General features: G+C 38.6%; 24 protein-coding genes. 9 read left to right on the forward strand and 15 right to left on the reverse strand.

Features of this window, described 5'->3' with window-relative positions; all coding sequences use genetic code 11:
- Nucleotides 1–123: 123 nt before the first annotated feature.
- From ABZP26_RS18365 to ABZP26_RS18385, 5 genes are all read right to left on the reverse strand, one after another.
- Complete coding sequence (locus ABZP26_RS18365) at nt 124–2,241, reverse strand: methyl-accepting chemotaxis protein (protein WP_368485637.1); 2,118 nt, start codon at nt 2,239–2,241, stop codon at nt 124–126.
- A 113-nt stretch (nt 2,242–2,354) separates the two neighbouring features.
- Entirely contained in the window at nt 2,355–3,575 is a 1,221-nt protein-coding gene (arsJ, locus tag ABZP26_RS18370; RefSeq protein WP_368485638.1) for an organoarsenical effux MFS transporter ArsJ, read from the reverse strand.
- A 15-nt stretch (nt 3,576–3,590) separates the two neighbouring features.
- On the reverse strand, nt 3,591–4,604 hold the full coding sequence (locus ABZP26_RS18375; RefSeq protein WP_368485639.1) for an ArsJ-associated glyceraldehyde-3-phosphate dehydrogenase: 1,014 nt from the start codon (nt 4,602–4,604) through the stop codon (nt 3,591–3,593).
- A 16-nt stretch (nt 4,605–4,620) separates the two neighbouring features.
- Entirely contained in the window at nt 4,621–4,977 is a 357-nt protein-coding gene (locus ABZP26_RS18380; RefSeq protein ID WP_013462948.1) for a metalloregulator ArsR/SmtB family transcription factor, read from the reverse strand.
- A gap of 201 nt (nt 4,978–5,178) precedes the next feature.
- On the reverse strand, nt 5,179–5,607 hold the full coding sequence (locus ABZP26_RS18385) for an organic hydroperoxide resistance protein (protein WP_013462947.1): 429 nt from the start codon (nt 5,605–5,607) through the stop codon (nt 5,179–5,181).
- A gap of 129 nt (nt 5,608–5,736) precedes the next feature.
- Here ABZP26_RS18385 and ABZP26_RS18390 point away from each other — a divergent pair, with 129 nt between their 5' ends.
- From ABZP26_RS18390 to ABZP26_RS18410, 5 genes are all read left to right on the forward strand, one after another.
- Nucleotides 5,737–6,171 carry a MarR family winged helix-turn-helix transcriptional regulator gene (locus ABZP26_RS18390; protein ID WP_368485888.1) on the forward strand — a complete coding sequence of 145 codons (435 nt, stop codon included), beginning with the start codon at nt 5,737–5,739 and terminating at the stop codon, nt 6,169–6,171.
- Between the two features lie 47 nt (nt 6,172–6,218).
- Nucleotides 6,219–7,313, forward strand: coding sequence for an L-dopachrome tautomerase-related protein (locus ABZP26_RS18395; RefSeq protein ID WP_368485640.1), 1,095 nt, complete (start codon nt 6,219–6,221; stop codon nt 7,311–7,313).
- Nucleotides 7,314–7,742: 429 nt separating this feature from the next.
- Complete coding sequence (gene astB, locus ABZP26_RS18400; RefSeq protein ID WP_090493430.1) at nt 7,743–9,089, forward strand: N-succinylarginine dihydrolase; 1,347 nt, start codon at nt 7,743–7,745, stop codon at nt 9,087–9,089.
- Between the two features lie 258 nt (nt 9,090–9,347).
- A complete protein-coding gene (locus tag ABZP26_RS18405; protein ID WP_368485641.1) occupies nt 9,348–10,028 on the forward strand; it encodes an SDR family oxidoreductase in 681 nt (226 codons plus the stop codon).
- Nucleotides 10,029–10,210: 182 nt separating this feature from the next.
- Nucleotides 10,211–12,298, forward strand: coding sequence for an EAL domain-containing protein (locus tag ABZP26_RS18410; RefSeq protein ID WP_368485642.1), 2,088 nt, complete (start codon nt 10,211–10,213; stop codon nt 12,296–12,298).
- 26 nt (nt 12,299–12,324) lie between these two features.
- Here the strand turns inward: ABZP26_RS18410 and ABZP26_RS18415 are convergent, their stop codons facing one another.
- The 5 genes from ABZP26_RS18415 to ABZP26_RS18435 form a co-directional block, all read right to left on the reverse strand.
- Nucleotides 12,325–13,122, reverse strand: a complete 798-nt coding sequence (locus tag ABZP26_RS18415; protein WP_013462940.1) for a response regulator — start codon at nt 13,120–13,122, stop codon at nt 12,325–12,327.
- 120 nt (nt 13,123–13,242) lie between these two features.
- A complete protein-coding gene (locus tag ABZP26_RS18420) occupies nt 13,243–16,170 on the reverse strand; it encodes a TonB-dependent receptor (protein ID WP_368485643.1) in 2,928 nt (975 codons plus the stop codon).
- Between the two features lie 256 nt (nt 16,171–16,426).
- Nucleotides 16,427–17,242, reverse strand: coding sequence for a TlpA disulfide reductase family protein (locus ABZP26_RS18425; protein ID WP_013462938.1), 816 nt, complete (start codon nt 17,240–17,242; stop codon nt 16,427–16,429).
- A 155-nt stretch (nt 17,243–17,397) separates the two neighbouring features.
- Nucleotides 17,398–18,117, reverse strand: a complete 720-nt coding sequence (locus ABZP26_RS18430; RefSeq protein ID WP_024602760.1) for a Sir2 family NAD-dependent protein deacetylase — start codon at nt 18,115–18,117, stop codon at nt 17,398–17,400.
- Between the two features lie 279 nt (nt 18,118–18,396).
- Complete coding sequence (locus ABZP26_RS18435) at nt 18,397–18,642, reverse strand: YfhL family 4Fe-4S dicluster ferredoxin (RefSeq protein WP_058155766.1); 246 nt, start codon at nt 18,640–18,642, stop codon at nt 18,397–18,399.
- A gap of 122 nt (nt 18,643–18,764) precedes the next feature.
- Between ABZP26_RS18435 and ABZP26_RS18440 the strand changes: the two genes are divergently transcribed.
- A complete protein-coding gene (locus ABZP26_RS18440) occupies nt 18,765–18,887 on the forward strand; it encodes a hypothetical protein (RefSeq protein WP_368485644.1) in 123 nt (40 codons plus the stop codon).
- 49 nt (nt 18,888–18,936) lie between these two features.
- On the opposite strand, the gene ABZP26_RS18445 is transcribed toward ABZP26_RS18440, so the two are convergent.
- From ABZP26_RS18445 to ABZP26_RS18465, 5 genes are read right to left on the reverse strand one after another with little or no spacing between them, the layout of a single operon-like run.
- Nucleotides 18,937–19,551: a bifunctional 2-polyprenyl-6-hydroxyphenol methylase/3-demethylubiquinol 3-O-methyltransferase UbiG gene (locus ABZP26_RS18445; RefSeq protein ID WP_036955265.1), complete on the reverse strand. Its 615-nt coding sequence runs from the start codon at nt 19,549–19,551 to the stop codon at nt 18,937–18,939.
- Between the two features lie 36 nt (nt 19,552–19,587).
- Nucleotides 19,588–21,264: a bifunctional protein tyrosine phosphatase family protein/NAD(P)/FAD-dependent oxidoreductase gene (locus ABZP26_RS18450; protein WP_064664286.1), complete on the reverse strand. Its 1,677-nt coding sequence runs from the start codon at nt 21,262–21,264 to the stop codon at nt 19,588–19,590.
- Nucleotides 21,261–21,611: a TIGR01244 family sulfur transferase gene (locus tag ABZP26_RS18455; RefSeq protein ID WP_016900098.1), complete on the reverse strand. Its 351-nt coding sequence runs from the start codon at nt 21,609–21,611 to the stop codon at nt 21,261–21,263. The genes ABZP26_RS18450 and ABZP26_RS18455 overlap by 4 nt, the downstream gene beginning before the upstream one ends.
- Nucleotides 21,612–21,624: 13 nt before the next feature.
- Nucleotides 21,625–22,479 (reverse strand): MBL fold metallo-hydrolase, encoded by an 855-nt coding sequence (locus ABZP26_RS18460; RefSeq protein ID WP_016900097.1) that lies wholly within the window; start codon nt 22,477–22,479, stop codon nt 21,625–21,627.
- A 12-nt stretch (nt 22,480–22,491) separates the two neighbouring features.
- Nucleotides 22,492–23,298: a sulfite exporter TauE/SafE family protein gene (locus ABZP26_RS18465; protein WP_020476975.1), complete on the reverse strand. Its 807-nt coding sequence runs from the start codon at nt 23,296–23,298 to the stop codon at nt 22,492–22,494.
- A gap of 274 nt (nt 23,299–23,572) precedes the next feature.
- Here ABZP26_RS18465 and ABZP26_RS18470 point away from each other — a divergent pair, with 274 nt between their 5' ends.
- The 3 genes from ABZP26_RS18470 to ABZP26_RS18480 all read left to right on the forward strand — a co-directional run bounded on the left by ABZP26_RS18470 (nt 23,573) and on the right by ABZP26_RS18480 (nt 26,637).
- Nucleotides 23,573–25,642, forward strand: a complete 2,070-nt coding sequence (locus tag ABZP26_RS18470) for a TonB-dependent receptor plug domain-containing protein (RefSeq protein ID WP_368485645.1) — start codon at nt 23,573–23,575, stop codon at nt 25,640–25,642.
- Between the two features lie 16 nt (nt 25,643–25,658).
- Nucleotides 25,659–26,165, forward strand: a complete 507-nt coding sequence (locus ABZP26_RS18475; protein ID WP_016900093.1) for a DUF2938 family protein — start codon at nt 25,659–25,661, stop codon at nt 26,163–26,165.
- Between the two features lie 124 nt (nt 26,166–26,289).
- Nucleotides 26,290–26,637 carry a rhodanese-like domain-containing protein gene (locus ABZP26_RS18480; protein WP_016899617.1) on the forward strand — a complete coding sequence of 116 codons (348 nt, stop codon included), beginning with the start codon at nt 26,290–26,292 and terminating at the stop codon, nt 26,635–26,637.
- The last annotated feature ends 240 nt before the right edge of the window (nt 26,638–26,877 follow it).

A 26,877-nucleotide genomic window follows, 5' to 3' on the forward strand; every position in this document is an offset into this window, starting at 1 on the left:
CCTATTGGATGCTTGTCTTTGCGCTTAAATAAACTCTTTTTATATTCCGTTTGATTATTCAGCGTATAAAAAAGCGGCTAATCTGTATTAAATTAGCCGCTTGTTTAACTCTAAATAAAAAATTTACGTTTTCAACTTATTCAGCTCAGCGTCTTGCTGTGCAACCAACTTATTGAGTTCTTGGCTGCTATCGCCTGCCTGAGCAGATAAATCAGAGAGCTGAGATGCCGCATCAGAAATAATAGTTAAATTACGATTTATTTCTTCAGTGACCAAACTTTGCTCTTCAGCTGCGGTTGCAATATGGGTGATTTGGTTAGTTATTTCATCCACTTTTACAACAACACTGTGCAGTGCATCAAAGGCAGTAGAAGTTTCATCAACTGCATTTTCAGCACGTACAACGCCTTTTTCAATGACAGTTGAGGCATTTCCTACTTCTGATAACAAGCTATCAATTAGGCTGCTAATATCGTCGGTGGATGAGCGAGTTTTAGACGCTAAAGCCCTAACTTCATCCGCAACAACAGCAAAACCTCGACCATGTTCACCGGCACGTGCAGCCTCAATGGCGGCATTCAATGCCAGTAAATTTGTTTGCTCAGAAATAGTTCGGATCACATCCAAAATTTGCGTAATATCATTACTACGTGAAGCCACTTTTTCGACTGCTTGGTTGGCTTCTTTGATTTCCTCAGACATTGTTTTAACTTGGGTCATCGCAGAAGATAAACTCGACTCGCTGCTAACCACTAAGGTATTGATTTCATCAGCTTGTTGCGCAGATTGCTCAGAAGCTTTTGCCACTTCAAGTGCTGTCGCGCTCATTTCGTTCATTGCCGTCACAACACTTTCAATTTCTTTAAACTGTGCCTGAACATTATGCTTGGTTTCTACGGCAATATTTGAGGTAACTTCGCCTTGATGCTTGGTTTGATCCGAGACCGCTTTTAGCTCACTAATAAGTTCACGCAGTTTTGATAAAAACTTATTAAATCCTCCGGCCAAAGCGATAAGCTCAGCATGCGTATCAACATGTAGTGTTTGTGTTAAATCACCTTCAGAGCTGGCTAGGTTATCTACACGTTCTTGTATTTGTTTAAGTGGCGCCACAACACTGCCTACAACAAGTTTCATTACTATAAATGCCAATACCGCAATCACAGTTCCCGTGATCAAAATAATCACACCCAGCTCTTTTGCAGCCTCAGACATCCCAGCAGTTAATTGAATAGGTCCTTCAAAGGCAAGTTCAGCGGGTACTTCAATTAGCAGCATCCATTTCACATCAGCAAGCTTAATTTCAATCGGGTAAGACACCATTATTTCAGCGCCTTGTTTGTTTGTTCCTTTGGTGCCTTTTAGAGCTTTATAACTCTCATAACTTTTAGCGCTAACCGCTTCTTTTAAAGGGCGACCTAGTTTTTCTTTGTAGTGGCTCGTACCGACAATTAAACCTAAATGACTAAGTAACGTTACTTTTGCTTTACCATCGTAAAGCGCTTTTGAAAGCTCTTCTGTCAATTTTTGAAATACAGGTAGTGTAATATCCGCGCCTGTTACCCCTACAAACTGGCCTGATTTAATAATAGGCACCACTAAAGAGGTCATCATTTCAGAATAACCCGGTGTTATTTCATAGAGGTAGGGTTCCATGATACAGGGTTTTAATTTGTCTTTTGCACATAAGTACCATTCGGCTTCACGTAAACCGAATTCATTAATTTTATCAACATATTTTTCTGAGGCATCTTCTACTACTTGTTGTTCAACAACGCCGTTCGAATTTCTCGTTAGATAAACCTCTAGTGTGCCAGCTCCAGCAACTGAATGATCGTACCCTTGGGTAAAATCACTATCTTTGCCATCAAAGCCATTTTTTTCAAACTGTGAGTAAATACTAGAAATCACATCATTGCTTTCTAGTATTGAGCGATTTAGTAGAACGACAGATTCTCTGTTTATGGATGTTTTATCGGCGTCTTCTAAAATACTGCCAAGAGAGTATGGGATCCGATAAGCTTCATTGATAAATGCAGCAATTTTCTCACCGTATGCGGCTGCATTTGCGGTTAAGCGACCATCTACTTCACTGACAATTAATGTTTCTGCCTCTGAAGAGGTTTGTGCATTACTTGATGATAATTTAGACCACAATATTCCTGAAAATAGTACAACCGTTAAAAGTATACTTCCAACACTTATCCACAATAACTTTTTTGCTAACGCTATTTCCCGCATTAAAATTACCTTACCTTACATATGTATTTTTTAGTTTAGACCAATTAAAAGAACATACTATAAAATATTTCAGAAATACCGTTTAGTGACTTATTTTAGTATTTAGTGTTCGGCTAACTTTGTTTAGTTAACCGTTGAGTGATTAAACAAACGAGCAAAAGTAAGCTAGCGCTTACCCACAAACAGGCCTGCAGGCCATATACTTTATACATAAAACCAGAAAGTACTGTCCCGACCAGTCTTCCTGCAGCGTTAGCCATGTAATAAAAACCTACATCCAGAGAAACACCATCACTTTTAGCAAGGCTGACAATCAAATAACTGTGTAATGATGAGTTAATAGCAAATGCAGCACCAAAAATAAATAACCCAACAATTAGCGTAGTGTTTACAGCTATATTCAACTGCATCAAACAAGCTAATAACAAGGTGACACACGCCAATACTCCCCCCCAGTAATACGCTTTCTTTATCGCATCATTACTGACAAGTGACTTACCCGTAATTTTTGGTGCTTGAGATTGCACTACCCCATAAGCAATCACCCATAGTGCCATAAAACCACTAACCCACCAGTGTGGCCAATTAAATTGCGAGGCTAAATAAACAGGCAGTGCAACAACAAACCATACATCACGAGCAGCAAATAAACAAAACCGAGCGGCACTGAGTAAATTAATTGCCCTAGACTTAGAAAATAACGCTTTAAATTTTGGTTTATTTTTAGCTTTGCCTATATCACCCTCTAAATACACTAAGCTAATGATCCAAGCGATAGTTAAAAGCATAATTAAAGCAACTAACGCTCCAACAAATCCTAGTAAAGTAAGTAATAGCCCCCCTAAAAAGAAGCCAACCCCTTTTAATGCATTTTTAGAGCCCGTTAATATAGCAATCCATTTGTATAATTGGCTTTGCTGATTGTCACCTTCGGGAACTAAATATTTAATCGCACTTTTAGCGCTCATTTTATTGAGATCTTTGGCAACCCCACTTAAGGCTTGCGCTAACATTACATAACTTACCGATAACCAATCGCTTGGTGCACACAACATAGCTAAAGCCACAACTTGCAACCCTAATCCTATGTTCATGGTTTTATTTAAACCTAAATGCGCACCTAACCAACCGCCAATTAAGTTAGTAATAACCCCAAATAACTCATAAAACACAAACAGCATGGCAATCGCGAGCGCGCCATACCCTAACTGATGAAAATACAGCACCACTAGCATGCGAAGTGCGCCATCTGTTAGTGTAAAAGCCCAGTAATTACCCGTAATAATACCATACTGTTTTAAAGCCGATGGTAAATTGGCGATTTGCGAAAACATCTTCAATACCCTGAACTAGTTTACTAAATCACTTTGTCCTACTTTGAGCATCAGCTCAGCAGTCCGGTTGGCATAACCCCATTCATTGTCATACCAAGCATAGAGTTTAAGTTGAGTATGGTTTATAACCATTGTCGAAAGCGCATCTATAATTGTGCTACGAGGGTCTGTTTTGTAATCAATAGATACCAATGGCTTTTCTTCATAGCCTAAAATGCCTTTTAGCTCGTTATTAGCCGCTTGCTTAAACCATCCATTCACTTCTTGTTCGGTTACACCACGCTCTAGTTCAAACACGCAATCAGTAATTGATGCATTGGTTAGGGGGACTCGAACTGCATGGCCGTTTAATTTTCCTTTGAGCTCAGGGAATATCTGCGTAATAGCCGTTGCACTGCCGGTAGTGGTAGGAATTAAACTTGTTCCGCATGAGCGCGCGCGACGTAAATCTTTATGAGGTGCATCTATAATGGTTTGGGTGTTGGTAATGTCATGAATCGTTGTTATGGATCCATGCTTAATCCCTACTTTTTCTTGCAATACTTTTACCACAGGCGCTAAACAATTTGTTGTGCATGAAGCCGCGGTAACAAGTTTATGTAACTGCGGATTATAAAGATGATCGTTCACCCCTATTACCACATTCAAAACACTCTCTTCTTTAACTGGGGCAGTAACAACCACACGCTTTACACCTTGCGCTAAATAAGCGTTGAGTAATTCTGTTGTTTTCATTTTACCGCTGGCTTCAATCACCACATCACATTGTGACCAGTCAGTCTCTGCAATCGATTTATTATTCGTTACTTTAACCGTATGCTTTGCTACAGAAAAACTATTATCATCGGCTTGCACCTCATATTTTAGGCGTCCGTGAACCGAGTCAAATTCTAATAAATGGGCATGTGTTTTCGCATCAGCAGCCACATCATTAACATGTACAAATTCAACCTCAGGCCAATCAATTGCCGCTCGTAAGGTTAAACGTCCGATTCGTCCAAAACCATTTATGCCTACTTTAATCGTCATTATAAAATTCCTTTAGTTAGTCACAGCATTTTAAAATTCGCTCAGGACGCTTGCCCATCACATTTAAACGCTGTAATTGATGCTCATAAAATGTAGGGGTGGCATGTAATGTTTTTGTAATTACATCTTTCGCCCAATCAGGTAGTGATTTATTTAAGCTATAGAACACCCATTGATTTTGCTTACGATCAGCAAGCAAACCGCATTGACGTAATACAGCTAAATGCCGTGAAATTTTAGGCTGGCTTACATCAAGTGCCGCCACTAATTCACATACACATAACTCATCTTCATGCGCAATAAGCAGTATTGTCTTTAAGCGGGTGTCGTCAGCGATACATTTAAAAAAATGCAGAGGATTTAGTTGATTCATACAGTGTAGTCTTGTTTTGCATACAACAACAATATATGAAAAGAAAAACATATGGAATAGTGAATATATGAAATTTCATATATTCAGGTAAAGTTATCTATTTTCCGCGTCAACTCAAGTTTGGCTTTTAGAGGTGTGCCCAATAAAAAACACGCAATGATCACTCATGGCGTGTTTTTATAAACAATATAAAGAGGTTAATTAAATAACCGACAGCTCTACTTCAATATTGCCACGAGTTGCATTTGAATATGGACATACTTGATGTGCTTTCTCTACCAAGGCTTGTGCCGCTGCTTTGTCCATATCACCTAGTGATACAGCCAATTTTACAGCAATACCAAAACCGGCATCAATCGCACCAATAGACACTTCAGAGTTAATGTAAGTATCACTTGGCAACGCAATTTTTTCGCTACCCGCTACAAACTTAAGTGCACCAATAAAACAGGCAGCATAACCTGCTGCAAATAATTGCTCTGGATTAGTGCCTTGTCCATCGTCACCACCTAACCCTTTAGGTGTTGATAAGTTAACATTTAAACGACCATCATCCGATTTAGCAACGCCTTCACGTCCGCCTGTTGCCGTTGCTTTTGCTGTATAAGCTACATTTTGTAATACATTCATAGTGAACTCCTAATATTAAAATTTTCAAGCCAATTATTTTGCATGCAAAATAATAGATCAACTAAATTCTGATTGCAAATACTTTGCATGCAAACTAAAATGTTCTGTATTGAAATGAAGGACAAAGCGATGTCGTTTGAACAGTTAAAATTAAAAAATCAGTTATGCCATCGTTTATATATGGCGTCCAACAGCATAGCCCGTGCCTATCGAGAACCTCTAGCTGAGCTTAACCTTACCTATCCTCAGTATGTTGTTATGATGGCGCTGTGGGAACAAGATGAAGTAACCATCGCTGAGCTAATAGATAAAACCGCAATTGATGGTGGCGCGCTTACTCAAATATTAAAAAAAATGACCGACAAGTCATTACTTAACGTTATAAAAGACGAACACGATAAGCGTAAGCGTATGGTGCAACTGACTCACACGGGTCACTCTTTAAAACTTGAAGCTGCCGACATCCCAAAAAGGATTTTTTGCAAATTTGACAGTATCGACACAACCCAAGCACAACAATTAATGCAGTTACTCGACTTAGTGGTCAATGATCTGACCGACTAAAAACCCAGCTTTACCCAGCTATAACTTAACAAACAAGGCGTTAATTAATGACTCATTTAAAAAAACGACTTATTGCTATTACTTACAGCATTACATTACTGGTAAGTAATGGAGCACTTGCCAATAATAGTGAATTAACCACTGTTGCGACATTTGATGCACAACACCCGCCTGGCAACATAGCCATTACGCCATCTGGCCGTAAGTTCTTATCTATACATGGTTTTTATGGGCAAAATCAAAAAATCATGGAGCTATTAAGTGATGGCACCACTAAACCCTACCCTAATGAGCAATGGGCTTACGCATACAACAAAGGTAAGGGCTTTTACGGGGTACTCGGTGTTAATGTATCAAGCGACGGCATACTATGGATGCTTGATACCTCAGGGCCCGATCATGCGGGGCGATTAGTTGGTTGGGATACCAACCAAGAGCAACTGCATAAAATTATTTACCTAGCCAAACCAATAATTACCGATACCTCGTTTTTAAACGATTTAGTCATCGATAATAAACACGGCGTTATTTACATTGCCGATACAGCACAAGGCAGTCAGGCTGCAATTATTATAGTAAACCTAAAAACCGGTGAAGCGCGAAGAGTATTACAAGATAGCCAATACACCACCGCCGAAAATATTGATATGGTTATTAATGGCCGAACAATGCGCCTGGGCGGACAACCTGCGCGTTTAGGTGTTAACCCAATTACGCTTGATCCTAACGAAGACTGGCTCTACTTCGGGTCAATGTCGGGGACTTCGGTTTATCGTATTGCCACCAGCGTAATTAACAACGAGCAGCTTTCAGCAAAAGCGCTAGAAGCTAAAGTAATGCGCTACGGCACTAAACCCATTTCCGACGGCATTACGGTGGATGGGGGCGGTAACGTCTATGTGACCGATATAACCAATGGTGCAATTGGCGTCGTAAAACCAAATGGCGACTATGAAGTGTTATTTAAAGATGATCGCCTAAGCTGGCCAGATGGCTTTAGTTATGGTGCAGATCATAAAATATATTTTACAGTAAACGATTTGCACAACTCGCCGGTGTTAAGCAATGATAAAACTCAAAACCCTAATAAGTTTAAAGTGATGTCGTTTACGCCCCTTGTAAAAGGTAAAGTAGGTCGTTAATAACCTAACGCAATTACCCTAGCCCTGTCATGTAATGCAGGGCTTTATAACATCACACCAAAAAAGTGCATATTTTATAATTACTCCCCCAATTTGGTGCCTCAACCAAACTAGGTATTAAAGAAATAATAGTAAATATCTGATTTATATTCATAAAATATTCAATAAACAATTGGCATACTTCTTCCTTATATTTAATTGTCATTAGTTACACCAAGGAAAAAAATTATGTCTAATTTATACAACACTCTTTATTTTTTATGGCGCTTAGATATCACAGTGTGGCAAGTTAATGAGCCAACAAATACGCATACCACCAGTGAGAAAGAGCGTATCTACTCGCGTTAAAAACTATTTTTGAACAGACTTTGCAAGCTAAGTCATAGCGTTGTATTGTAAAAGACTATTTAATTGGTTAGTGGAACGTGTATGCATGCTTTAGAAGTTAATTTTGACGGCTTAGTCGGCCCTACTCACAACTACGCAGGTTTGTCGTATGGAAATGTTGCCTCGTTAAATAACGCGGCGAGCTTTTCAAACCCGCAAGAAGCAGTATTGCAGGGCTTGGCTAAAATGAAAGCCATGCACGATAAAGGCTTAACCCAAGGGGTATTTGCGCCTCATGCTCGCCCAGATTTAAATGTATTGCGGCGTTTAGGGTTTACTGGCAACGATGCACAAGTCATTAATAAAGCCTTTAAAGCCGATCCTATTTTATTGCGCGCTTGTTACTCAGCCTCAGCCATGTGGACCGCTAATGCAGCCACCGTATCGCCTTCACCTGATACTAACGACGGCAAAGTACACTTCACTGCGGCTAATCTAAATAATAAATTTCATCGCTCTTTAGAGCCAAACACCACTACACGTTTGCTCAAAGCGATGTTTAATAACGAACAATACTTTGCACACCATTCACATTTGCCTGAGCAAGGTTTTTTTGGTGATGAAGGCGCAGCAAACCATACTCGCCTGTGCGACAGCCATGGTGAAACCGGGCTAGAATTATTTGTATTTGGTGCAAGTGCCTTTAACAGTCAGCTTGTTAAACCCGTTAAGTTCCCTGCAAGGCAAACCTTGGAAGCGTCTGAAGCTATTTGTCGATTGCACAATATAAAAGATACCAGCCAAATACTTTTACAACAAAACCCTGATGTGATTGACCAAGGGGTGTTCCATAATGATGTAATCGCGGTGGGTAACGCCAATGTTTTATTATGCCATCAGCAGGCATTTTTAAATCAAACGCAAGCATTAGACGATATCCGCGAAGCTTATGTAGGTAACAAACAGCTTTATATTATTGAAGTGCCAACCAGCAAAGTGAGTATTCAAGATGCCGTTAGTAGCTATTTATTTAATAGCCAACTGGTTAGCCTTAGTGACGATAAAATGTTGCTCGTTGCCCCACAAGAATGCCAGCGTAATCCTGCTGTAAAAGCGTATATTGAAGAAATGATTATTGCCGATAACCCCATAAATCAAGTGCAGTTTTTTGATTTACGCCAAAGCATGCAAAATGGCGGCGGACCTGCTTGTTTGCGTTTACGTGTGGCGCTCAATAGCCAAGAACTAGCAGCGGTAAATCCAGAGGTTATTTTAAATGAGCAAAAGTACGCCCAATTATGTGATTGGGCTACGCGCCATTACCGCGATAAACTCGGTGCTAACGATTTTGCCGATCCAGCGTTATTAACCGAAAGTTATCAAGCGCTTGATGAGTTAACCCAGTTACTTAGCCTAGGATCGGTATACCCATTTCAACTAGAAGCTTAATTGCTTTCGGCTACTAGGGTTTGAAACATACGTTCAAACCCTTATCGCTAATCTCTCTAAATTCAATTAAGGTTAAGTTTATATAATTATACTTATAGCTTAACTATTCAAATAAATATGATTCTATCTATTAGGGTAATGAATTACTCCTGATAGCATGCTTAAACGACATTACTGTCACTCAATTAACCCTAACTAACTCATTTAATTGAGTCTATACACTCAAGCTTGGCAGAATTCCAAAAAAGGAGACAAACCATGGCAACACATAAAGTAATTTTAATTACCGGCGCATCGAGCGGCATTGGCGAGGCAACCGCTAAAACATTAGTCAATAATGGCCACAAAGTGATCTTAACCGCGCGCAGCGAAGATAAACTCAATAAACTAGTTGACGAGTTAGGCCATGAAAATGCATTTAGCGTTTCAGCCGATGCCACTGAATTTAATGAACTTGAGAATGTAGTGAGTAAAGGCGTTGAAAAATTTGGCCGATTAGACGCAGCATTCGCTAACGCCGGCATGGGTGTGTCATCACCTGGTACAGAGAATGGCGATCCTAAAGAGTGGTCAGCCATGGTTGACCTTAATATTAAAGCACTACTGTGGACCGCCAAACTCACTTTGCCTCATTTACGTGAAAACCAAGGGCATTTTATTTTAACCAGCTCTGCAGCAGGGCGAAGACCCATTGATGGCTCTATTTATGGTGCCACTAAATGGTTTGCCCATGGCTTTGGTCAAAACCTTGCAGAAGAAATGAAACCTTGGCATGGCCGATGTACAACCATAGCCCCAGGCATGGTGAATACACCATTTTTTGATGAAGCAAAACCAGATAAGCTCGACCCTCAAGACGTGGCCGATGCCGTTTTGTTTGCCATTGAAGCTAATCAGCGTAATAGCGTACGCGAAATCTATTTAATGCCCACCAACTAATAATAAAATATAAAGGCCAATGTTTATTGGCCTTTACTATAAAAGTGCTTACCTGTGCTTTGTTCAAATCACTATCTATTCAATCAATAAAAAATCACTTATTGAAACGCCACTTACCATGCTAAATCACAACTTTATGTCTATTATATAAAGAAAGTAATTCAATAACTGGAACCCATTTAATGGCTCCCAATAAAACTAATAATATGCCAGCTCATCAATATGTTACTAATGACCCGTTGCATCAACTTTTTGATGCTGTCGATTCTATTTCAGTACAAGGTTACGATGAGCAAAGACGTGTTATTTATTGGAATAAAGGCAGCGAATTACTTTATGGGTATACACACCAAGAAGCCATTGGCAAAAAACTCGAAGATTTAATTATACCCGCGCCAATGCGAGAGCCCGTTATTAAAGCGCATAGTAATTGGATTAAGTATGATATTGAAATTCCCGCATCAGAACTCATACTCAGCCATAAAAATGGCAATGATGTAGCCGTATTTTCAAGCCATGTTATGTTTACCAATCAGTACAATACCAAACAAATGTACTGTATTGATATTGATCTGTCTGAGGTTCACAAAGCACAAGCAGAAGCCGTATTTAATGCCACCATGCTCAAAACTTTATTTGAGGCAATTCCTGATTTATTTTTTGTACTAGATCAAAATGGCACTATTACTGACTACCATGCAAATAATGAAAACGATTTATATATTTCACCTAGCCAGTTTATTGGTAAAAAAATGGTGGATGTATTACCTGAAAAAGTAGCGCAAAAGTTTCAGGTTCATATAGAAAAAACGATAACACAAGACAGTATGGTCAGTTTTGAATACGAATTAAGCATGCCTGAAGGCGTAATTTATTACGAAGCGAGATTGCGTTTACTGCCGAAAAAAAACCAAATTATGGTGATTATTCGTGATATTAGCGAACCACACCGCTCCGCTGAACTAATTCGCCATCAGGCCCACTTTGATAGTTTAACCGATTTACCTAATCGCTTTTTATCTCTAGACCGCTTATCACAAATATTACTGGAAGTACAAAAGAGCCACGAAAAAGCCGCGGTGTTCTTTTTAGATCTTGATGACTTTAAAAAAGTGAATGACTCTTTAGGCCATGAAGTGGGCGATGAACTATTAATTGCGGCAGCAGCAAGATTACAGCAAACACTTAAAAAAAGTGACACAATAGGCCGATTGGGCGGCGATGAGTTTATTGTTTTAATATCCAATTTAAATGATGAAAACGATGCTTTAGCGATTGCTGAGCGGTTACTTCAAGCATTTAGGAAACCCTTTAAACTTGTAGGTAGAGACTTAATACTGACATTAAGTATTGGGATTGCTATTTCCCCTAAGGATGGCACCTGCGCCTCGGTGTTGTTACGAAATGCCGACACCGCTATGTACCAAGCAAAAACCATGGGGCGAAACACGTCCTCTTTTTTCACCCCACAAATGAACGTCGCCATGCGCCGCCGCTTTGAAATAGAAGAGCAAATGCATGGTGCACTGGAGCGTAATGAATTTGAGCTTTATTACCAACCACAAATAGATGTAAAAACAAACACCATCGTTGGCGCTGAAGCCTTGCTTCGTTGGCATAATATAGTGTTAGGGGAAATAAACCCAGATGAGTTTATCCCAATTGCAGAGCAAACCGGCTTAATTACGCCTATTGGTGTATTTGTTCTTCAACAAGCCTTACGCTTTTTAAATGAATGGCAATCAATTAACAAGCAAAACTATACCATGGCGATTAATTTATCACCGCGCCAATTCAGAGACCCGGGACTGGTTAATATAATTAAACACACTCTGCATAAAAATAGTATTAATAATGAATGTTTAGAGCTGGAAATTACCGAAGGGGTGCTGATGAATAGCCAAGCGTCAATTCATGATGCCTTATTGCAAATTGATGAGCTGGGCATAAAACTGTCCATGGACGACTTTGGCACAGGGTATTCATCATTAAGTTACTTACGAGAATACCCTTTTGATGTGCTAAAAATTGACCGCAGCTTTATTACTGGCATAACAGATAACAAGGCAGACTGTAATTTAGTGAAAGCGGCCATAGCTATGTCACACAGCCTAGAAATAAAAGTAGTGGCTGAGGGGGTAGAAACCAAAGAGCAGCTAGATTTACTCAACGAGCTAAACTGCGATATTGCTCAAGGATTTTATTTAAGTAAGCCCTTGCCGGCCGCCAAGCTGCTCAATTTTTCATTGCGTTACTTAAAAGCACTTTAGTTAAAAAGTGCTTTTATAGTTATGTTTTAGCTCATGATTTTAAAGAGTAAATCGCGCACAGTAGCGGGCTCAAACGGTTTGTCACATATTGCGTCCACACCCGCTTGAGCAATATTAGCTAAATGGGTATCGTTAGCTTCTGAGCTCACCATCAAGATTGGAATATGCGAGTACGCATTCGATTGCCTTACCGTTTCAGTTAATTCTTTACCGTCCATTTCTGGCATATTGTAGTCAGTAACAATTAAATCAAATGATTGGCTGTTTAACATTTCAATTGCTTGTTTACCGTCTTCGGCCTCTACCGGTGCTGGAATTCCCATCCCCGCTAGCACTCTTATTATGTGTTTTCGTGCAAAACGGCTGTCATCAACTACAAGCACTCTAAGAAGCGTCACATCAAAGTGCTCTAGTTCCACTTCTTGCTCGCTAATAATATCCAAAGTCGCTTTAAGCGCTCGGGTTATTTCGTCGGCACTAAACGGTTTAGGTAAAATCGCTAATACCCCCGATTGCCTAAGTTGCTCTAAATGGCGCTTATTACGCTCGCTCGATACCAACATAAATGCCTGTTGCTCAGTATTACTATTACTGCGTATTGCCTGTAATAAAGAATCTGCAGTACCGTCACTAAAATACATACTACTAATGACTAAATCAGGGTGATAATTTGATAAAGCAGCCAGCGCGTTTTCTTGAGTGCTGGCCGTTTCAATTTGTGTAACACCGCACTGAGCCAGTGATTTTTTTATTAGCTTTTGTTGAACTTCAGAAGGCTCAACTAATAAAATAGATAAGTTGGCTATTGCCGTTAAATCACTCATTTCAATCCTGTTAATATTAATTCTATAATTTTTATAACGCTCATTATAAAGTAATAACTTACAAGAAAAAGCTAAAACAGCAACAAAACAGCTTGTTTACCTAAACTCAACACACTCAGCTTAAAAACGGTAGTTTATGCCCGCATAATAACGTCTTCCCGAATAGCTTGAGTTTAATAACCGAGACTCTGTATCGTTACCTAGGCGCTTTACCGACTCAGATTTAGTTAAATTAATAACTGCAGCGGTCAAACTCAAATCCTCTAATAAATTAATCGAAGCATTTACATCAACTTGCTCGTATGGGTCTTGGTATACATTTAAGCCGCTATTTAAACCCAACACAGTTTCACCGCGTTTATTATAAGAAGCTCGAATATTAAAGGCATCTCCCTCATAATATATCGAGGTATTGTATTGATACTTAGCACTGCCTATTAGTGGCGATTTACCAAACTCTTTACCATCCACTTCTACATCGGCTTTATTGGTTTTGTTATAAGTGTAGTTTGCATAAAAACCAAAACCACTATCAAAGGCATGCTGTATAAATACTTCCGCCCCTTTAGATACGGCATCAGTGCCATTACCTACTGTGCTATATGGCGATATAGTAATATTTCCTGCCTCAACAATGCCCTCTTTACCAGCAAAATCTTGTTGTACATCAATGACTAAGGGTACAACAAAATTATCAACAGTTTTATGAAACAGCGCTAAACCAATGGCAGAGCCTTCGCTGTAGTAATATTCAATAGATAAATCAGCTTGCACCGACTCAAATGGCTTTAAGTTTTTATTACCGCCACTGCCACTAAAACCCGGAATTTCATTAAACTCAGCTCTATCGTCTGCCCACTCATCTGAGACAAACGTAATGCGTTGTTGTGCGCCTAAATCGGCATAATCAGGTCGTGACATCACTTTAGCAACCGCGCCTCGTACCACTACATCATCACTTATATCCCAAGCAATATTAAAGCTAGGAAGAATTTGAGTATCGGTACTCTCTTGAGTAATAAGTTGATAGTCTTCAACAAATCGATCATCTCCCGTTACCGGCTCGCCGGTGTCATCATTGGTATGATCTAATAAATAAGTATATAGGTCGGTTGATGATGTCATGGTTTTAGTGCGCACCACACGCACCCCTAAATTACCTCGCACGCTATTAAACTCAAAGTCACCTTGCAGATAAAACGCCGCTATTTGCTCTTCAATATCATAAATAAAGTTATCTTCTTTGCGTGTATACGGCACATAATGACTGGTCACAATGTCACGATATTTTTGCCAATCAATACCGGGCATTTGGTTTATATTAAAACCACCAGCAATGTTACCCTCGTTAATAAACACGTCTTGTGCTAGTGGCATACCGTTGTTCCACTGATAACTGTCAAAACGTGTGATCCCCCCCTCGCTGGCTTCTCCTGCAGCAATATCAAAATTAGGATCTAAAAAGAAGGTATTACCGGTTTCGCGATGCAGCGTAGCTTCTCGGTACTTTACGCCGGTTTTAATTGTTCTTAAAATGCCCCAATCGGTATAAATATCAAAGTCAGCTTGGTAGTAATCTTCTTCGAGTTCACTGCGTACAAAACTTGAATTTGACGAGCCCGGATCGCGACCGCCTCCCACGCCATTAAGTAGGTTTGCTAGCGTATTTGGGTCTATATTTAAACTAATGTCGTTTTCATTAATTTGCCAACCCGCTGTTTGCGATGCATTTTCTATACGGCTTTCATTTTCACCGGCGTTTGAACTTTTATACGCCGCTTCCCAACTCTCCTTTGGCCCGCCTTCAGAGCGCGTATTGCCCGCCACAAAACGGGCTTTAAAATAATCGCCTTCATAGGTTAAATTAAAATCAAAGGTGTTTGAGGTCGACTCTTCACGCACATAACGGCCTCGCATCCACGGCAATTGCATATCATTCTCTGCGCCACTCGCAGCTGCATCAAATTGCATCCCATTGATAATAGTGCCCGACTCATCCAAACTTACATCGGTTAAAAAGTCAGGATTTAAAGACCACTCAGGTATATCAATCACCGACTCTGTTCTATTTTTATCAAGTGAAAATCCAAAATAGTTAAAGCCAATTTCAACACGGCTGGTTGGACGCCACTGCGTGCTAAATTGCACCCCTTCTCGCTCACGTAATTCGTTTACAATTGAGCCACGAACCACTTGAGGAAACCAAACATCGTTATAATTATTACCCTGAGCATCACTTATTGAGCCCCACTGATTATTATTATCAACCGGCTCACCATTGGTATCTACCGGGTTATCACCGGCAAAGCGCCATACGTTTGCATCTGTGCCTCCTGAGAGAGTTCGGTTAGTGCGTTTTTGTGAGGTATAACCAAACAACATGCCAAAGGTATCAGCCTCGTTCTTCCAAGAATAAAGCGCGGTTAACTGCGGCTCAGATTCTTCAGTCACATCGGCATAGGTGCTTTCCATGTTAATTACCCCAGAGTTTGCCTCCATACTCAGCGGTTTACGACTATGCATTAATACCGTGCCGCCTACGCCCCCCTCATCTAAACGCGCTTCTGGCGATTTATACACTTCCACGCTTTCAATCATGGCTGAGGGCAGTAATGCATAATCAAATGAGCGAGACGGCTCACCTGGTGATGACGCAATAAAATTACCATTTAGCTGAGAAAAGGTTAGCTCAGATGATAACCCCCTAATACTTACCGATGAGCCTTCGCCTCCGTCACGGTCAATCACCACGCCAGGTACGCGTTGTAATGAATCAGCGACATTTTTATCAGGAAACTTACCAATATCTTCTGCTGTTATGGCATCAACCACAGAGCTCGATAAACGCTTTATATCTAAATTAGCCGCCATACTGGAACGAATACCACGCACCTCAATGACTTCCATATCTTTGCTTTTTAATGTTTTATCTTCTGCTTCATCAGCATATGCATGATTGACAACAGATAGAATAGACACGCATAGCGTTGATTTAATAAAAAGTGGAAGAGAGTGATGTGCAGCGTGGGTTATCCGATGAGCGGTCATAGTTTTAACAGTTCCATTTAAAATACAGTTAATACTTAAAGATGAGCGTACCGGCTAAAGCTGATACGAAAAAAGTAGCTGTATTTTACACAACCAAACTTAATAGTTTGTTAATGTAAACTGATAAGTAACTGAATAACCTATCAAAAAATAGTCAATTCGAATAAAGGTAGGAAGTTAAGCAGCAAAATTGCTATTTAGCTGCTTATTAAAAGAGCATAAAAAAGGAATGACGCGATTAAACAGCAATACACCGTTATTTTTTATCACTAATAGCCTGAATATAATAGCCTAAACTCGCATGAGAAAGTTCTCCCATATGACTGGTAACTAACTCACCTTGGCTATTATAAAACAAAGTTGTTGGTAAGCCCGCAGCACCTGATTCGCGACTCACATTACTACTTTGATCAAAAAACACATGATTTAGGTCGAGTTGCTGTTCATCAAGGAACGCTTTTACCGTGTGTAAGTCTTCGCCTTGATTGACAAATGCCACCGTGATATTCGGGTTATTTTTTTGAGCCGCTTGCAGTACCGGCATTTCTTTTCGACACGGCGGACACCACGACGCCCAAAAGTTAATCACCACCGGCTTACCTTTGAAGTTTTGTAAGTTAACTTGCTGCCCTTGAATATTATGCACAACAGACTGCGGTAACTGCACACCCGTTTGATAAATAGACAGCGCAAAATTAGGAATAATCATTGAACAAAAACCAACAAACCCAGCAATAGCGTAGTTTTTCATTACCGCTTTTTTACCACGTGCATAAAACGCTAAAACCACTATACCGCTGAGCCAGCCATAATAACCAATAAAGCCGCCATCGCTAATATTAAAAAGCTGCCACCAGTTACCTTGATAGGCATCCCACATAGTAAAAACAAACGCTAACCGAGAGACTAAAAACCCCACCACAATTGCTTTAAAAACAGTGTCTAAAATCGCTTTTTGTAATGGATGTTGGCGTGTCAATAAATAGGTAAGCCCCCAAAAAATGCCTAACCCTAAAAAAATGATCAACTGTGAAATGGAAATAACCAAAGGCCCAAGAGAAATACTTAACATTGCTGTCGTCTACTTATAATGTATTTTAGTACTTAAAATAACCGGTACATAGTGTGAATTAAAGGCTAACAATAACATAGCCTAAACTGTACTGATTATTAATAACGCATAATAGGTTATGTATACCAGCAGCAATACAAAACCTATTTACCTAGTTAACCTTGTTGCTGTATGTACTCCAACGCAGTCATTTTTTTATAACTTACATTTGAGTGCAATACATGAGTAGGTTCAGGATCAACAATTTCAATAGGAATAGCGTAATTACGTGCAATCTCTAATGCCATTTGGGTAATATTAACGCTGAACGAAGTACCCATAAACACCATTTTATCGGCATCAATCATTCGCTGCTGCGCTTCAGTAATGCGGTATAGCTCGGTGTAATATTCATCAAATAACAACACAAAGGGCTTTAAAGAATGATTAAGCTTTGGCTGATGGTTTTCAATATTGAATAACGCAAGTAGAGAGCGATGTAAGTTGCTCTCATCAACATTACTCCATAGCGTAGCTTGTGGTGTAACGTTATCACCTTGATGATGAAATACAGTCATTTGATCAAGCCGACCATGAATCGCAATGTAATTTTTATTTTCCGCCTTACCATCTAGCCCATCAATATTTTGAGTTATTAAGTTTTTATCACTAAGCCAATGATGCACTTCGTTAGGACCATGATGACGATAAGTTGCAAAGCGATGATAATACCAAGCTAAAAACTCACTTGGATTATTTTCATACATTGCACGTGTCGCCATTTCCATTGGCGTATAGTTTTTACTACCAATAGTCCAAAAGCCATCTTCACCGCGAAAGGTGGGAATACCGCTAGCAGCACTTACACCTGCTCCAGTAATGTATAATGTATTCATAAAGTCATCTCTTATATTCAATAACCCTATAATACTTTATAAGATTGTATATTTGTGACCTTTACTCTTTAGCTATTAAATTATTTAAGCTTCGGCCATTTAGCTGAAAATAAAGTTGGGCACCAAGAAAGCTCTTTATATTTTTAATTTCGCTCAAGAGCACTTTAAATCCTTTTTTAATTGTATGTGGGAACTATGCCAAAAATAAACAATAACTAATTAGTTACAATGCACTTAGCTTTCTCAGAAAAACATATAATTAATCTACATATTAAGTAACTAACCCATTAACCTCACATATTTTTCTGCCAGCTCATCTATAGTTTCTCGGTGATTAGGGTCGGGCTTTATACAATCAATGGGGCATACGCTCACGCACGTTGGCTTGTCGTAATGACCCACACATTCGGTGCATTTATCTGAATCTATTTGATAAATTTTAGCGCCCATATAAATGGCTTCATTTGGGCACTCGGGGTCGCACATATCACAGTTAATGCATTTATTATTTATTAATAAAGCCACTTTCTAACCTCATTGCTTATTACTAGCATAAAATTACAGTCGTAAATTATGCACTTTATTCTTTGTTACTTTATTGATCTCAAACAATAAAAAATTTTGAAATTACTCGACTAATTTCATTCATGCAGCTATTACTTTTTTGGCAAACACTCGACGACTTAACTCGTTTAGATGACTTAACAAAAGTGCCAACTCAAGGCAAGAATGCGCCAACGTCTATCGAACAGGTATTAAAGCGTTATTAAATAATATCGATTCAAAGTTTATGGTAGTTTGTGTTTTTAATTTTAAGCTTTAATTATGATCTCGATTTAACGCGACGAGTTGCAATGTGTTACTTTTACCACAGTGATAAACCCCTTCACTTATTTCTCGCTCTACTTCATGAAAAATAATAAATGAAAGTGCTGAAAAATCATTAATAAACATTGGTTGAGTATATAGAAGCGATTCGTCTTTTGGGCCACCGGTGTTGTTATTAAGTTGCAAAGGCGTATAACCTTCAATTATAAGTACACCATTGTCTGATAATCCAGACACACACTGAGAATGCACCTGCCTTCTAATTGCTGGTGGAAGGTGTGCAAATATCATAATAATTGCATCCCAGCTATTTTCAGCTATTTGATACTGTGACAGATCACTTTGAACAATTGTTATCTCAACTTGTTGCTCTTGTGCTAAGGCTTTAGCCTTAGAAAGGGCGGCACTTGAAAAGTCAACTAAAGTAACTTCGTAACCTAGCTTGGCTAGATAAACAGCATTACGCCCTTCCCCTTCAGCTAAACACAATATTTTTTCGCCCGTAATGTAATGTGTATTTGCTTTTAAAAAATCATTAGGCTCTTTGCCATAAGCATAGTCACTTGATGCAAATCGGTCGTCCCAAAAGTCAACAGGATTATTCATTATTAAGCCTTATTGTTATCAAAGTTAGTAGGGTTGCTAGTCTGATTTATCTGATAACTTCTCTGGTTTTGCCATCCACTCTCTGCCTTTTAACATGCCTAACCAATAAATAGGCGGCAACAACTTTTCTTTTAGTAGCCAAGCAAGTCTAGATGGGCGTTTACCATTAATAATCCATGACGGAAAGCTATTCATTACTTTACCACCATAACCAAATTCAGCTAATACGACTTTGCCAAGTTCAACAGTCAGTGGACAGCTACCATAACCGTTATATATAGCTTGATATTTAGATAATCCTCTCGCATATAAAAGATTAGTAGCAACAACTGGTGCCTGCATTCTTGCAGCAGCAGCCGTTTTTGCGTTTGGCGCATTAGTAGCATCACCTAATGCAAAAATATTACTAAACTTTTTATGCTGTAGTGTTGATTGGTCAACATCTATCCAGCCATTTTCATCGACAAGTGGGCTCACTTTAATAAAATCTGGAGCAGATTGAGGGGGCACGACATGCAACAGATCAAATTTAACTTTTTCCACAGATTCATTTTCGCCATTAACCACTTTAAAAGTCGCTATTTTTTGCTTTCCATCAACAGCAATTAACTCATGATTGAAATTCATATTGACATCGTACTTTTTAATATACTCTAGTAGAGCAGGTACATACTCTTTAACACCAAAAAGAACTTCGCCTTTATTGTAAAACTCCACATCTATATTATTAATTACTTTGTTTTTAAACCAGTAGTCGGATGATAAATACATGGCTTTTTGGGGAGCTCCGGCACACTTTATCGGCATTGGTGGCTGAGAGAACACCGCCTTTCCCTTCTTGAGGTTTTGCACCAACTCCCAAGTATAGGGTGCTAAATCGTACCTATAATTTGAGGTTACGCCATTTTCACCTAATGTTTCGCTGAGCCCATCAATTTTATGCCAATCAAGCTTAATTCCAGGACATACTACCAAATGTTCGTACTTAACCGTTCTACAACCGTCAATTATTATCAAGTTTTCATCGGGTATAAATGCAGCTGCTGCACCTTTAAGCCACTTTACACCATCAGGTATTACCGACGCTGTAGTTTTAACCGTTTGTTCAGGAGTAAAAACCCCTCTGCCAACTAATGTCCAACCAGGTTGGTAATAATGTATTTCATTGGGCTCAATGATAACTATTTCACTCTCTGGTGAACGTGACTTAATACTCGCAGCAACAGCGACACCACCTGCCCCAGCACCTATTATTACAATAGGGTAAGCAAAATCAGCTTTACTGATTTGCGTTTCACCATTATTTTTTAAACGTCTAATAACACCACTTAAATCATAGCCCGCTTTTTGTGATAAATTTAAAATCTCTTCATGAGAATATGTTTTTGGTGCACTCATGGCCCATAGCGTGATTGAGCGAGTACCTGTTCTACAATAAGCTAAAATAGGTTTCGGTAAGTCTCTAACAATATTTTCAAAGTTTTTAATATCATCATCGGTCACCTTACTACTTACAACAGGTAAGTAATGGCAATTTAAGCCTAAATTATTTGCTTGTTTTTCTATTGCAGCAAAACTAATTTGATCAGCCCCCTCACCATCAGGTCTATTACAGACAATAGATTTAAAGCCTTGCTCTTTTATATGCTGCAAATCGTTCAGCGTTATCTGTGCTGATACAGATAATTCAGGTGTTACTCGCTTAAAGGTCATAATCGTTCACCCTCACTATTTGCACTAACCATTGAATAAAGAATCCCTGAACGAGTGCCCGTTCTGCAATATGCAAGAATAGGTTTTGGTAGCTTACTAAGGGCAAACTCGAATTCTTGCTTGTTTTCTTCTGTAATAGCACCGCTAATGACTGGTAGATAATAAGTTAATATACCAAGCTCATGAGCTTGTTCATTAATAGAAGAAAATGAGGGCTGTGTTTCGCACTCACCATCGGGTCTGTTACAAATAATGCTCTTAAACCCCATTTTTAATATTTCCGTACAGTCTTCAATATTTATTTGGGGTGAAACTGATACATCATCAGATAACTTTTTAATATTCATAACATCTCTCCAACTATATTGAATTAACAGGAACTCTAATAAAAGGTTTGCCTGTCTGTTCAGATATTAAAAATTGGCCATTTCTCAAGTTACATTGAATTGCTGGTAGTAGTAATTTAGGCACTGCTAATGTCGCATCTCTTTTTTCACGCTTGGTAATGTATTCTTGCATTGTTACACTTGGCGAGACTTGAACATTTTCAGATTTGGCTTGAGCAATTGAAATACAAGAGAGTGGTGATGAACCTTCTTTAGGGTAATCATGACCTAAGTAAACCTTTGTATCATCACTCAAAGTAAAGAATCGCTGGATTGTATTATATAAATCTTTTGCACTACCGCCTGGGAAGTCACATCTAGCAGTCCCAAGGTGGGGTGCAAACATGGTGTCACCGACAAAAATTGAGTTATTAACTAAATAGCTTGCGCAAGCAGGTGTATGACCCGGTGTATGCCAAACGGTTACATTAAGATCACCAATATTAAATGTATCACCTTCTTCAAATAATACATCGTACTGACTTCCATCGCTTGGCGTGTCATCACACATTTCGAATACAGGTAACCAAGTATCTAATACTTCTTTGATACCGCTGCCAATGCCTATTTTTCCTCCAACCTTTGTTTTTAGATAGTGGGCAGCTGTTATGTGATCTGCATGAACATGAGTCTCTAAAATCCATTCATTCTGTAAATTGTTGCTATTAATAAACTCAATCACTTTGTCTGCATTAACAGTTGATGACTTTCCTGAAAAAGCGTCATAATCAAGTACAGAATCAATAACAGCGCACTTACTTGTTGCTTTATCAACAATAACATAAGTAAAAGTAGCGGTTGTTGTGTCGTAAAATGTTTCAACGTTCATAGTTTTTTCCTTCTAGATTAACTCTTTAGAAATAATAAAAATGGCGATTATCAAAGTGAAAAAGGCAAAGAACTTTTGCAATGAAGCACCGTCTAATTTACTCGCTACTTTTGTTGAAATAGCCATACCGATAAAGGTGGCAACGAGCATAAGTGGAAGCAACGGCACTTCGAGAGAAATACCTGCTTGTAAATCGCCAACAAATCCGAGTAATGATTTAAGCGCAATAATAAAAAGTGAAGCACCAACCGCGTTTTTCATCGGCATACCTAAAAACAAAACAAGTGCAGGTATAATTAAAAAGCCACCTCCAGCCCCTAAAACACCTGTCACTAAACCAACTACAGCGCCTTCAGTCATTATTAAAGCAACTCTAGAACTAGAGTTTGAGATAGCAGGTGCGGAGTTAGTTACAGTTTGAGATTTATACGCTTTACGTAACATCATTACAGCCGATGCCAACATTAAGATGGCAAATAAAACCATAATCGCTGTATTTTTAGTGATATGTATGGGCGACAAAAGTATGTCGTCAGGGATATTTGGCATTAAAAAAGCACGAGTAAGATATACAGCTACAATTGACGGTATCGCAAAAAGTATTGAAGCTTTTATGTCAACTAGCCCTTCACGAAAATATCGAATTGCTCCAAATGCAGCTGTAGCTCCAACTAAAAGTAATGAATATCCAGTTGCGATATCTGGTGAAATTCCCATTAGGTAAACAAGTATAGGAACTGTAAGTATTGAACCCCCTCCCCCTATAACACCAAGAATTAGCCCCATAAAAACGGCCATTAAATATCCAAGAATAACCATACCGCAAACCTCAAACCAAAAAGAATATAATATAATTAAATGTTATAACAACTGAGAGGGAATATGTCTAATTAAAAAAGGTGAATCACGCAATCTATTTTTAAGATAATGGAAAATCAGCCAGCGAAATAATTTTTATCAACATTAAAGCCATTGATTTATATGAATAAAAATCAACATTAGACAACACTAATGTTTAAAACAAACAAACCCAACCTTGTCAATTTAATTTTTAAGATATAATATAACATCTTACTTTTTGTAAGGGCTAAGTATGAATCAAATTAAATTGATATTTTTTTTACTGCTGTTTTCTAATTCTTTATTTGCAAATCAAGACAAGCATAGTTATTCAGAAATAGACCGAATAACTGTAACCGCTTCTCCTTTCGCTACTAAGGTTCTTGATTCTGCAGCAGCAATAAAAATACTAGATGGGCAAGAAAAGAGCTTAAAACAGACTTTATCTTTAGGTGATTCATTAGCCAGTTACAGCGGTGTTAGCTCAATATCAACAGGCAGCCAGTCTGGGAAGCCAGTGATCAGAGGTTTGAGTGGAAATAGAATAAAAATTTTATGGAATTCAGTGGCGCAAGACTTTTTACAGTTTGGTGTTCGTCATCCTCCAGGTTTAACACCTGTACTGGCCCAAAGAATAGAGTTAGTAAAAGGGCCGATGAGTGTCTTATATGGTGCAGATGCAATAGGTGGCGTTGTTAATTTAATAAGCAGCGATATTCCCATTGGCGCAGATAACATTATTTCTGATGCTAATTTAGGGCTATCCTATCAAACGAATAATTCACAAAAAGATTATAATCTTAGTTTGTCAGGTGGCTCAAACCGATGGGGCTGGAACGCAGCTTTAACGGAGTCTGCGGCTGATAATTTCAAAACACCAAACACTCAATCTTATTACGATTCACAAACACTAAATGCCCCGAAGTTTACAGGTGAAATTCCTTTTACAGACTTCAATATTAAAAATGCTGATGTTGCCATAGGGTATTCTGCCCACCACTTGGATGCGGATTTTCGCATAAATATTTGGAATAACGATCAAAACTTCTTACAACCGAATGGCCTTCCTACAGGTCAAAAGTTACGCAACGAAAACTTTGCAGCAAACTTAAATTATGAATTTTTATCTGAGTGGTCAGCTAATATTAAACTAAGTCTACAAAAGAATGAGAGGGATGCAGTAACAGGCGCTTCCTATCAACAATTAACGGAATATAATAAAGATTTAGCTATCTCTTTAGAGCGAAAGCAAGCCACTATTTCACTCAATCACCCACAAGTACATGGTTGGAAGGGCCAATTTGGCACTGAGCTTGTTAGTAAAAATCAGAATACCTCAATCGGCACACTTGTACCGGATGCTGACTATAATTCCAAAGCGATATTTTTATATGAAGTATTAGACTCAGATCTATATATAGCTGAGTTCGGTGCTCGCTATGACTCAATAAAACAACAAGCTATTAATAAAGAACAAGCATGGGTTAATGATTTTACAGAACACCAATGGCAGGCACTGAGTGGATCAATTGGTATAACATGGAAGCTTGACAACCAATGGCTATTGATGAACAGGGTTGCACGAGGTTTTAGAGCTCCTTCAATATTCGACCTTTACGCAAATGGTGTTCATGGTGGTGTGGCTGCATATCAAATAGGTAACCCTGAACTAAAAGAAGAATATTCCTTAAATAAAGAAATTGGCTTAACTTATTTAGGAAATAAACTAGGTAGTACAATAACCTATTTCCATAACAAAATAGACGACTATATATACCAAGCAAACTCCTTATCGTTTGATCATAACTCTTCGCTCCCCATATACGTTCAAAAACAAAACAACGCCACTATAGATGGTGTAGAAGCTGAACTAAATTGGAAGATTAATGAAAAAACGTCCGTCGAAGCAAACTATACATGGATTAATAGTGAGTTAGCGCAAACAACTGAAGAACTTCCTATGATGCCCGCGGATAGTGGCTACATTGCAGTGAATTATTTGTTTGACGATACCAAGCTAGCAAAAAATCTACAGCTCAACGCTAACTATTCTTTTTATGCAGATAAACAGTCAGCTGGGGCTTATGAGCCATTCTCCCAATACGATGATTTACCTTTTGGAACCGCGTCAACTAAAAGCTATGGACTTTTTGGGATTAGTGCATCGGCAGATTCGCTGTTGCTTGATAAGCCTTTTTTTATTCAACTTAAAATAGATAACCTTTTTGATAAATCATATCGAAATTTTTTAGATACTTATAAAGGTTACACATTAGGAATGGGGCGAAATGTTCGTTTATCTGTATCGATTCCTTTGATATAACCCTTTGGAGATTAAAATGAAATACCTCGTCAAGCTCAGCTTTTATTCAATTATATTAGGTACTCTCGCAACTGCAATGTTAGATACTTGGAATTGGAGTCGACATTACCTATTTGATACCCCGTTGACCAAATATGAATTTATAGGCCGGTGGATGCTTTATATGCTTGATGGTCAGTTTTACCATGCTTCTATAAAAGCATCTCCAGCACTGCCCTATGAGCTATTAGCTGGCTGGTTAGGCCATTATTTTATAGGTATTGTATTTGCTGCCCTTCTACTCCTTGTATTTGGATTAAAATGGCTTGAAAAGCCAATGTTTAAACCTGCAATAATCATAGGTATGGTTACCGTTGTTATTCCTTATTTAATCATGCAACCGGGTATGGGAATGGGTATTGCCGGTTACTTAACTCCCAACCCCATGTTTGTTATTACAAAGGTAATTGTATCTCATGTTGCTTTTGGGGTTGCACTTTACCTCGGTGGAATATTAATCAAAAGCGTTAAAACTAACAGGTAAAACCAATGCAATAAGCTTCACACCAGCCGTATTGCTGTGAGCTGAAAATTAAAAGCGAGAGGCTTTATGAAAAATATCCTATCTAATATTTTAAATTTACTACTTTATAACTAAAAGGTGACCTATGAAATACACTGAAAAATTTCAAAACTTGGCAAATATAGCCCAAACTCAAGTCGAAAAAGTAGAAGCCAATACGGTCAATAAGTTGATTGCATCGGGGGCAATAGCACTTGATATAAGAGACCCTGATGAACATGCAAATGGTCATATTACAGGCTCATTAAATATAAGTCGGGGGAAATTGGAAATGCTCATAGAATCTAAGCTCCCAGATTTAAATACTGAAATATTATGCTACTGCAATGCAAATAACCGAGGGGCATTATCGGCGGCCACCCTCAGGTATATGGGTTATGTAAATGCGAAATACATTGCAGGCGGTCTAAATGAATACAAAAAAGTAGCATAAAAATTAGTTAGATTCTTGTTACAAATGCTTGTCCTGTCCCCGCAAAAGGACTGGGATTAGAGCTTAGGTTAAAAGTAAGTATTAATTTAAACTTACTTTTAACTATGTATTATTAAAGCCCTCAATTAACTCTAAAAAAATTTTTTTTTGATATTTAGTTTTTTCATATTATGAACGAAGAAAAAGCTAATTACGTTAGGGTCTGTTGATCTTTCAAGGTTAAATTTGCAGCAGTCTGTT

Source organism: Pseudoalteromonas sp. SD03 (assembly GCF_040937955.1).
Taxonomy (GTDB): Bacteria; Pseudomonadota; Gammaproteobacteria; order Enterobacterales; family Alteromonadaceae; genus Pseudoalteromonas; species Pseudoalteromonas tetraodonis.

Bases quoted from the DNA above. Each gene is read 5' to 3' on its own strand.
- ABZP26_RS18365 (WP_368485637.1), bottom strand. From the start codon at position 2,241: ATGCGGGAAATAGCGTTAGCAAAAAAGTTATTGTGGATAAGTGTTGGA.
- arsJ (WP_368485638.1), bottom strand. From the start codon at position 3,575: ATGTTTTCGCAAATCGCCAATTTACCATCGGCTTTAAAACAGTATGGT.
- ABZP26_RS18375 (WP_368485639.1), bottom strand. From the start codon at position 4,604: ATGACGATTAAAGTAGGCATAAATGGTTTTGGACGAATCGGACGTTTA.
- ABZP26_RS18380 (WP_013462948.1), bottom strand. From the start codon at position 4,977: ATGAATCAACTAAATCCTCTGCATTTTTTTAAATGTATCGCTGACGAC.
- ABZP26_RS18385 (WP_013462947.1), bottom strand. From the start codon at position 5,607: ATGAATGTATTACAAAATGTAGCTTATACAGCAAAAGCAACGGCAACA.
- ABZP26_RS18390 (WP_368485888.1), top strand. From the start codon at position 5,737: ATGTCGTTTGAACAGTTAAAATTAAAAAATCAGTTATGCCATCGTTTA.
- ABZP26_RS18395 (WP_368485640.1), top strand. From the start codon at position 6,219: ATGACTCATTTAAAAAAACGACTTATTGCTATTACTTACAGCATTACA.
- astB (WP_090493430.1), top strand. From the start codon at position 7,743: ATGCATGCTTTAGAAGTTAATTTTGACGGCTTAGTCGGCCCTACTCAC.
- ABZP26_RS18405 (WP_368485641.1), top strand. From the start codon at position 9,348: ATGGCAACACATAAAGTAATTTTAATTACCGGCGCATCGAGCGGCATT.
- ABZP26_RS18410 (WP_368485642.1), top strand. From the start codon at position 10,211: ATGGCTCCCAATAAAACTAATAATATGCCAGCTCATCAATATGTTACT.
- ABZP26_RS18415 (WP_013462940.1), bottom strand. From the start codon at position 13,122: ATGAGTGATTTAACGGCAATAGCCAACTTATCTATTTTATTAGTTGAG.
- ABZP26_RS18420 (WP_368485643.1), bottom strand. From the start codon at position 16,170: ATGACCGCTCATCGGATAACCCACGCTGCACATCACTCTCTTCCACTT.
- ABZP26_RS18425 (WP_013462938.1), bottom strand. From the start codon at position 17,242: ATGTTAAGTATTTCTCTTGGGCCTTTGGTTATTTCCATTTCACAGTTG.
- ABZP26_RS18430 (WP_024602760.1), bottom strand. From the start codon at position 18,117: ATGAATACATTATACATTACTGGAGCAGGTGTAAGTGCTGCTAGCGGT.
- ABZP26_RS18440 (WP_368485644.1), top strand. From the start codon at position 18,765: ATGCAGCTATTACTTTTTTGGCAAACACTCGACGACTTAACTCGTTTA.
- ABZP26_RS18445 (WP_036955265.1), bottom strand. From the start codon at position 19,551: ATGAATAATCCTGTTGACTTTTGGGACGACCGATTTGCATCAAGTGAC.
- ABZP26_RS18450 (WP_064664286.1), bottom strand. From the start codon at position 21,264: ATGACCTTTAAGCGAGTAACACCTGAATTATCTGTATCAGCACAGATA.
- ABZP26_RS18455 (WP_016900098.1), bottom strand. From the start codon at position 21,611: ATGAATATTAAAAAGTTATCTGATGATGTATCAGTTTCACCCCAAATA.
- ABZP26_RS18460 (WP_016900097.1), bottom strand. From the start codon at position 22,479: ATGAACGTTGAAACATTTTACGACACAACAACCGCTACTTTTACTTAT.
- ABZP26_RS18465 (WP_020476975.1), bottom strand. From the start codon at position 23,298: ATGGTTATTCTTGGATATTTAATGGCCGTTTTTATGGGGCTAATTCTT.
- ABZP26_RS18470 (WP_368485645.1), top strand. From the start codon at position 23,573: ATGAATCAAATTAAATTGATATTTTTTTTACTGCTGTTTTCTAATTCT.
- ABZP26_RS18475 (WP_016900093.1), top strand. From the start codon at position 25,659: ATGAAATACCTCGTCAAGCTCAGCTTTTATTCAATTATATTAGGTACT.
- ABZP26_RS18480 (WP_016899617.1), top strand. From the start codon at position 26,290: ATGAAATACACTGAAAAATTTCAAAACTTGGCAAATATAGCCCAAACT.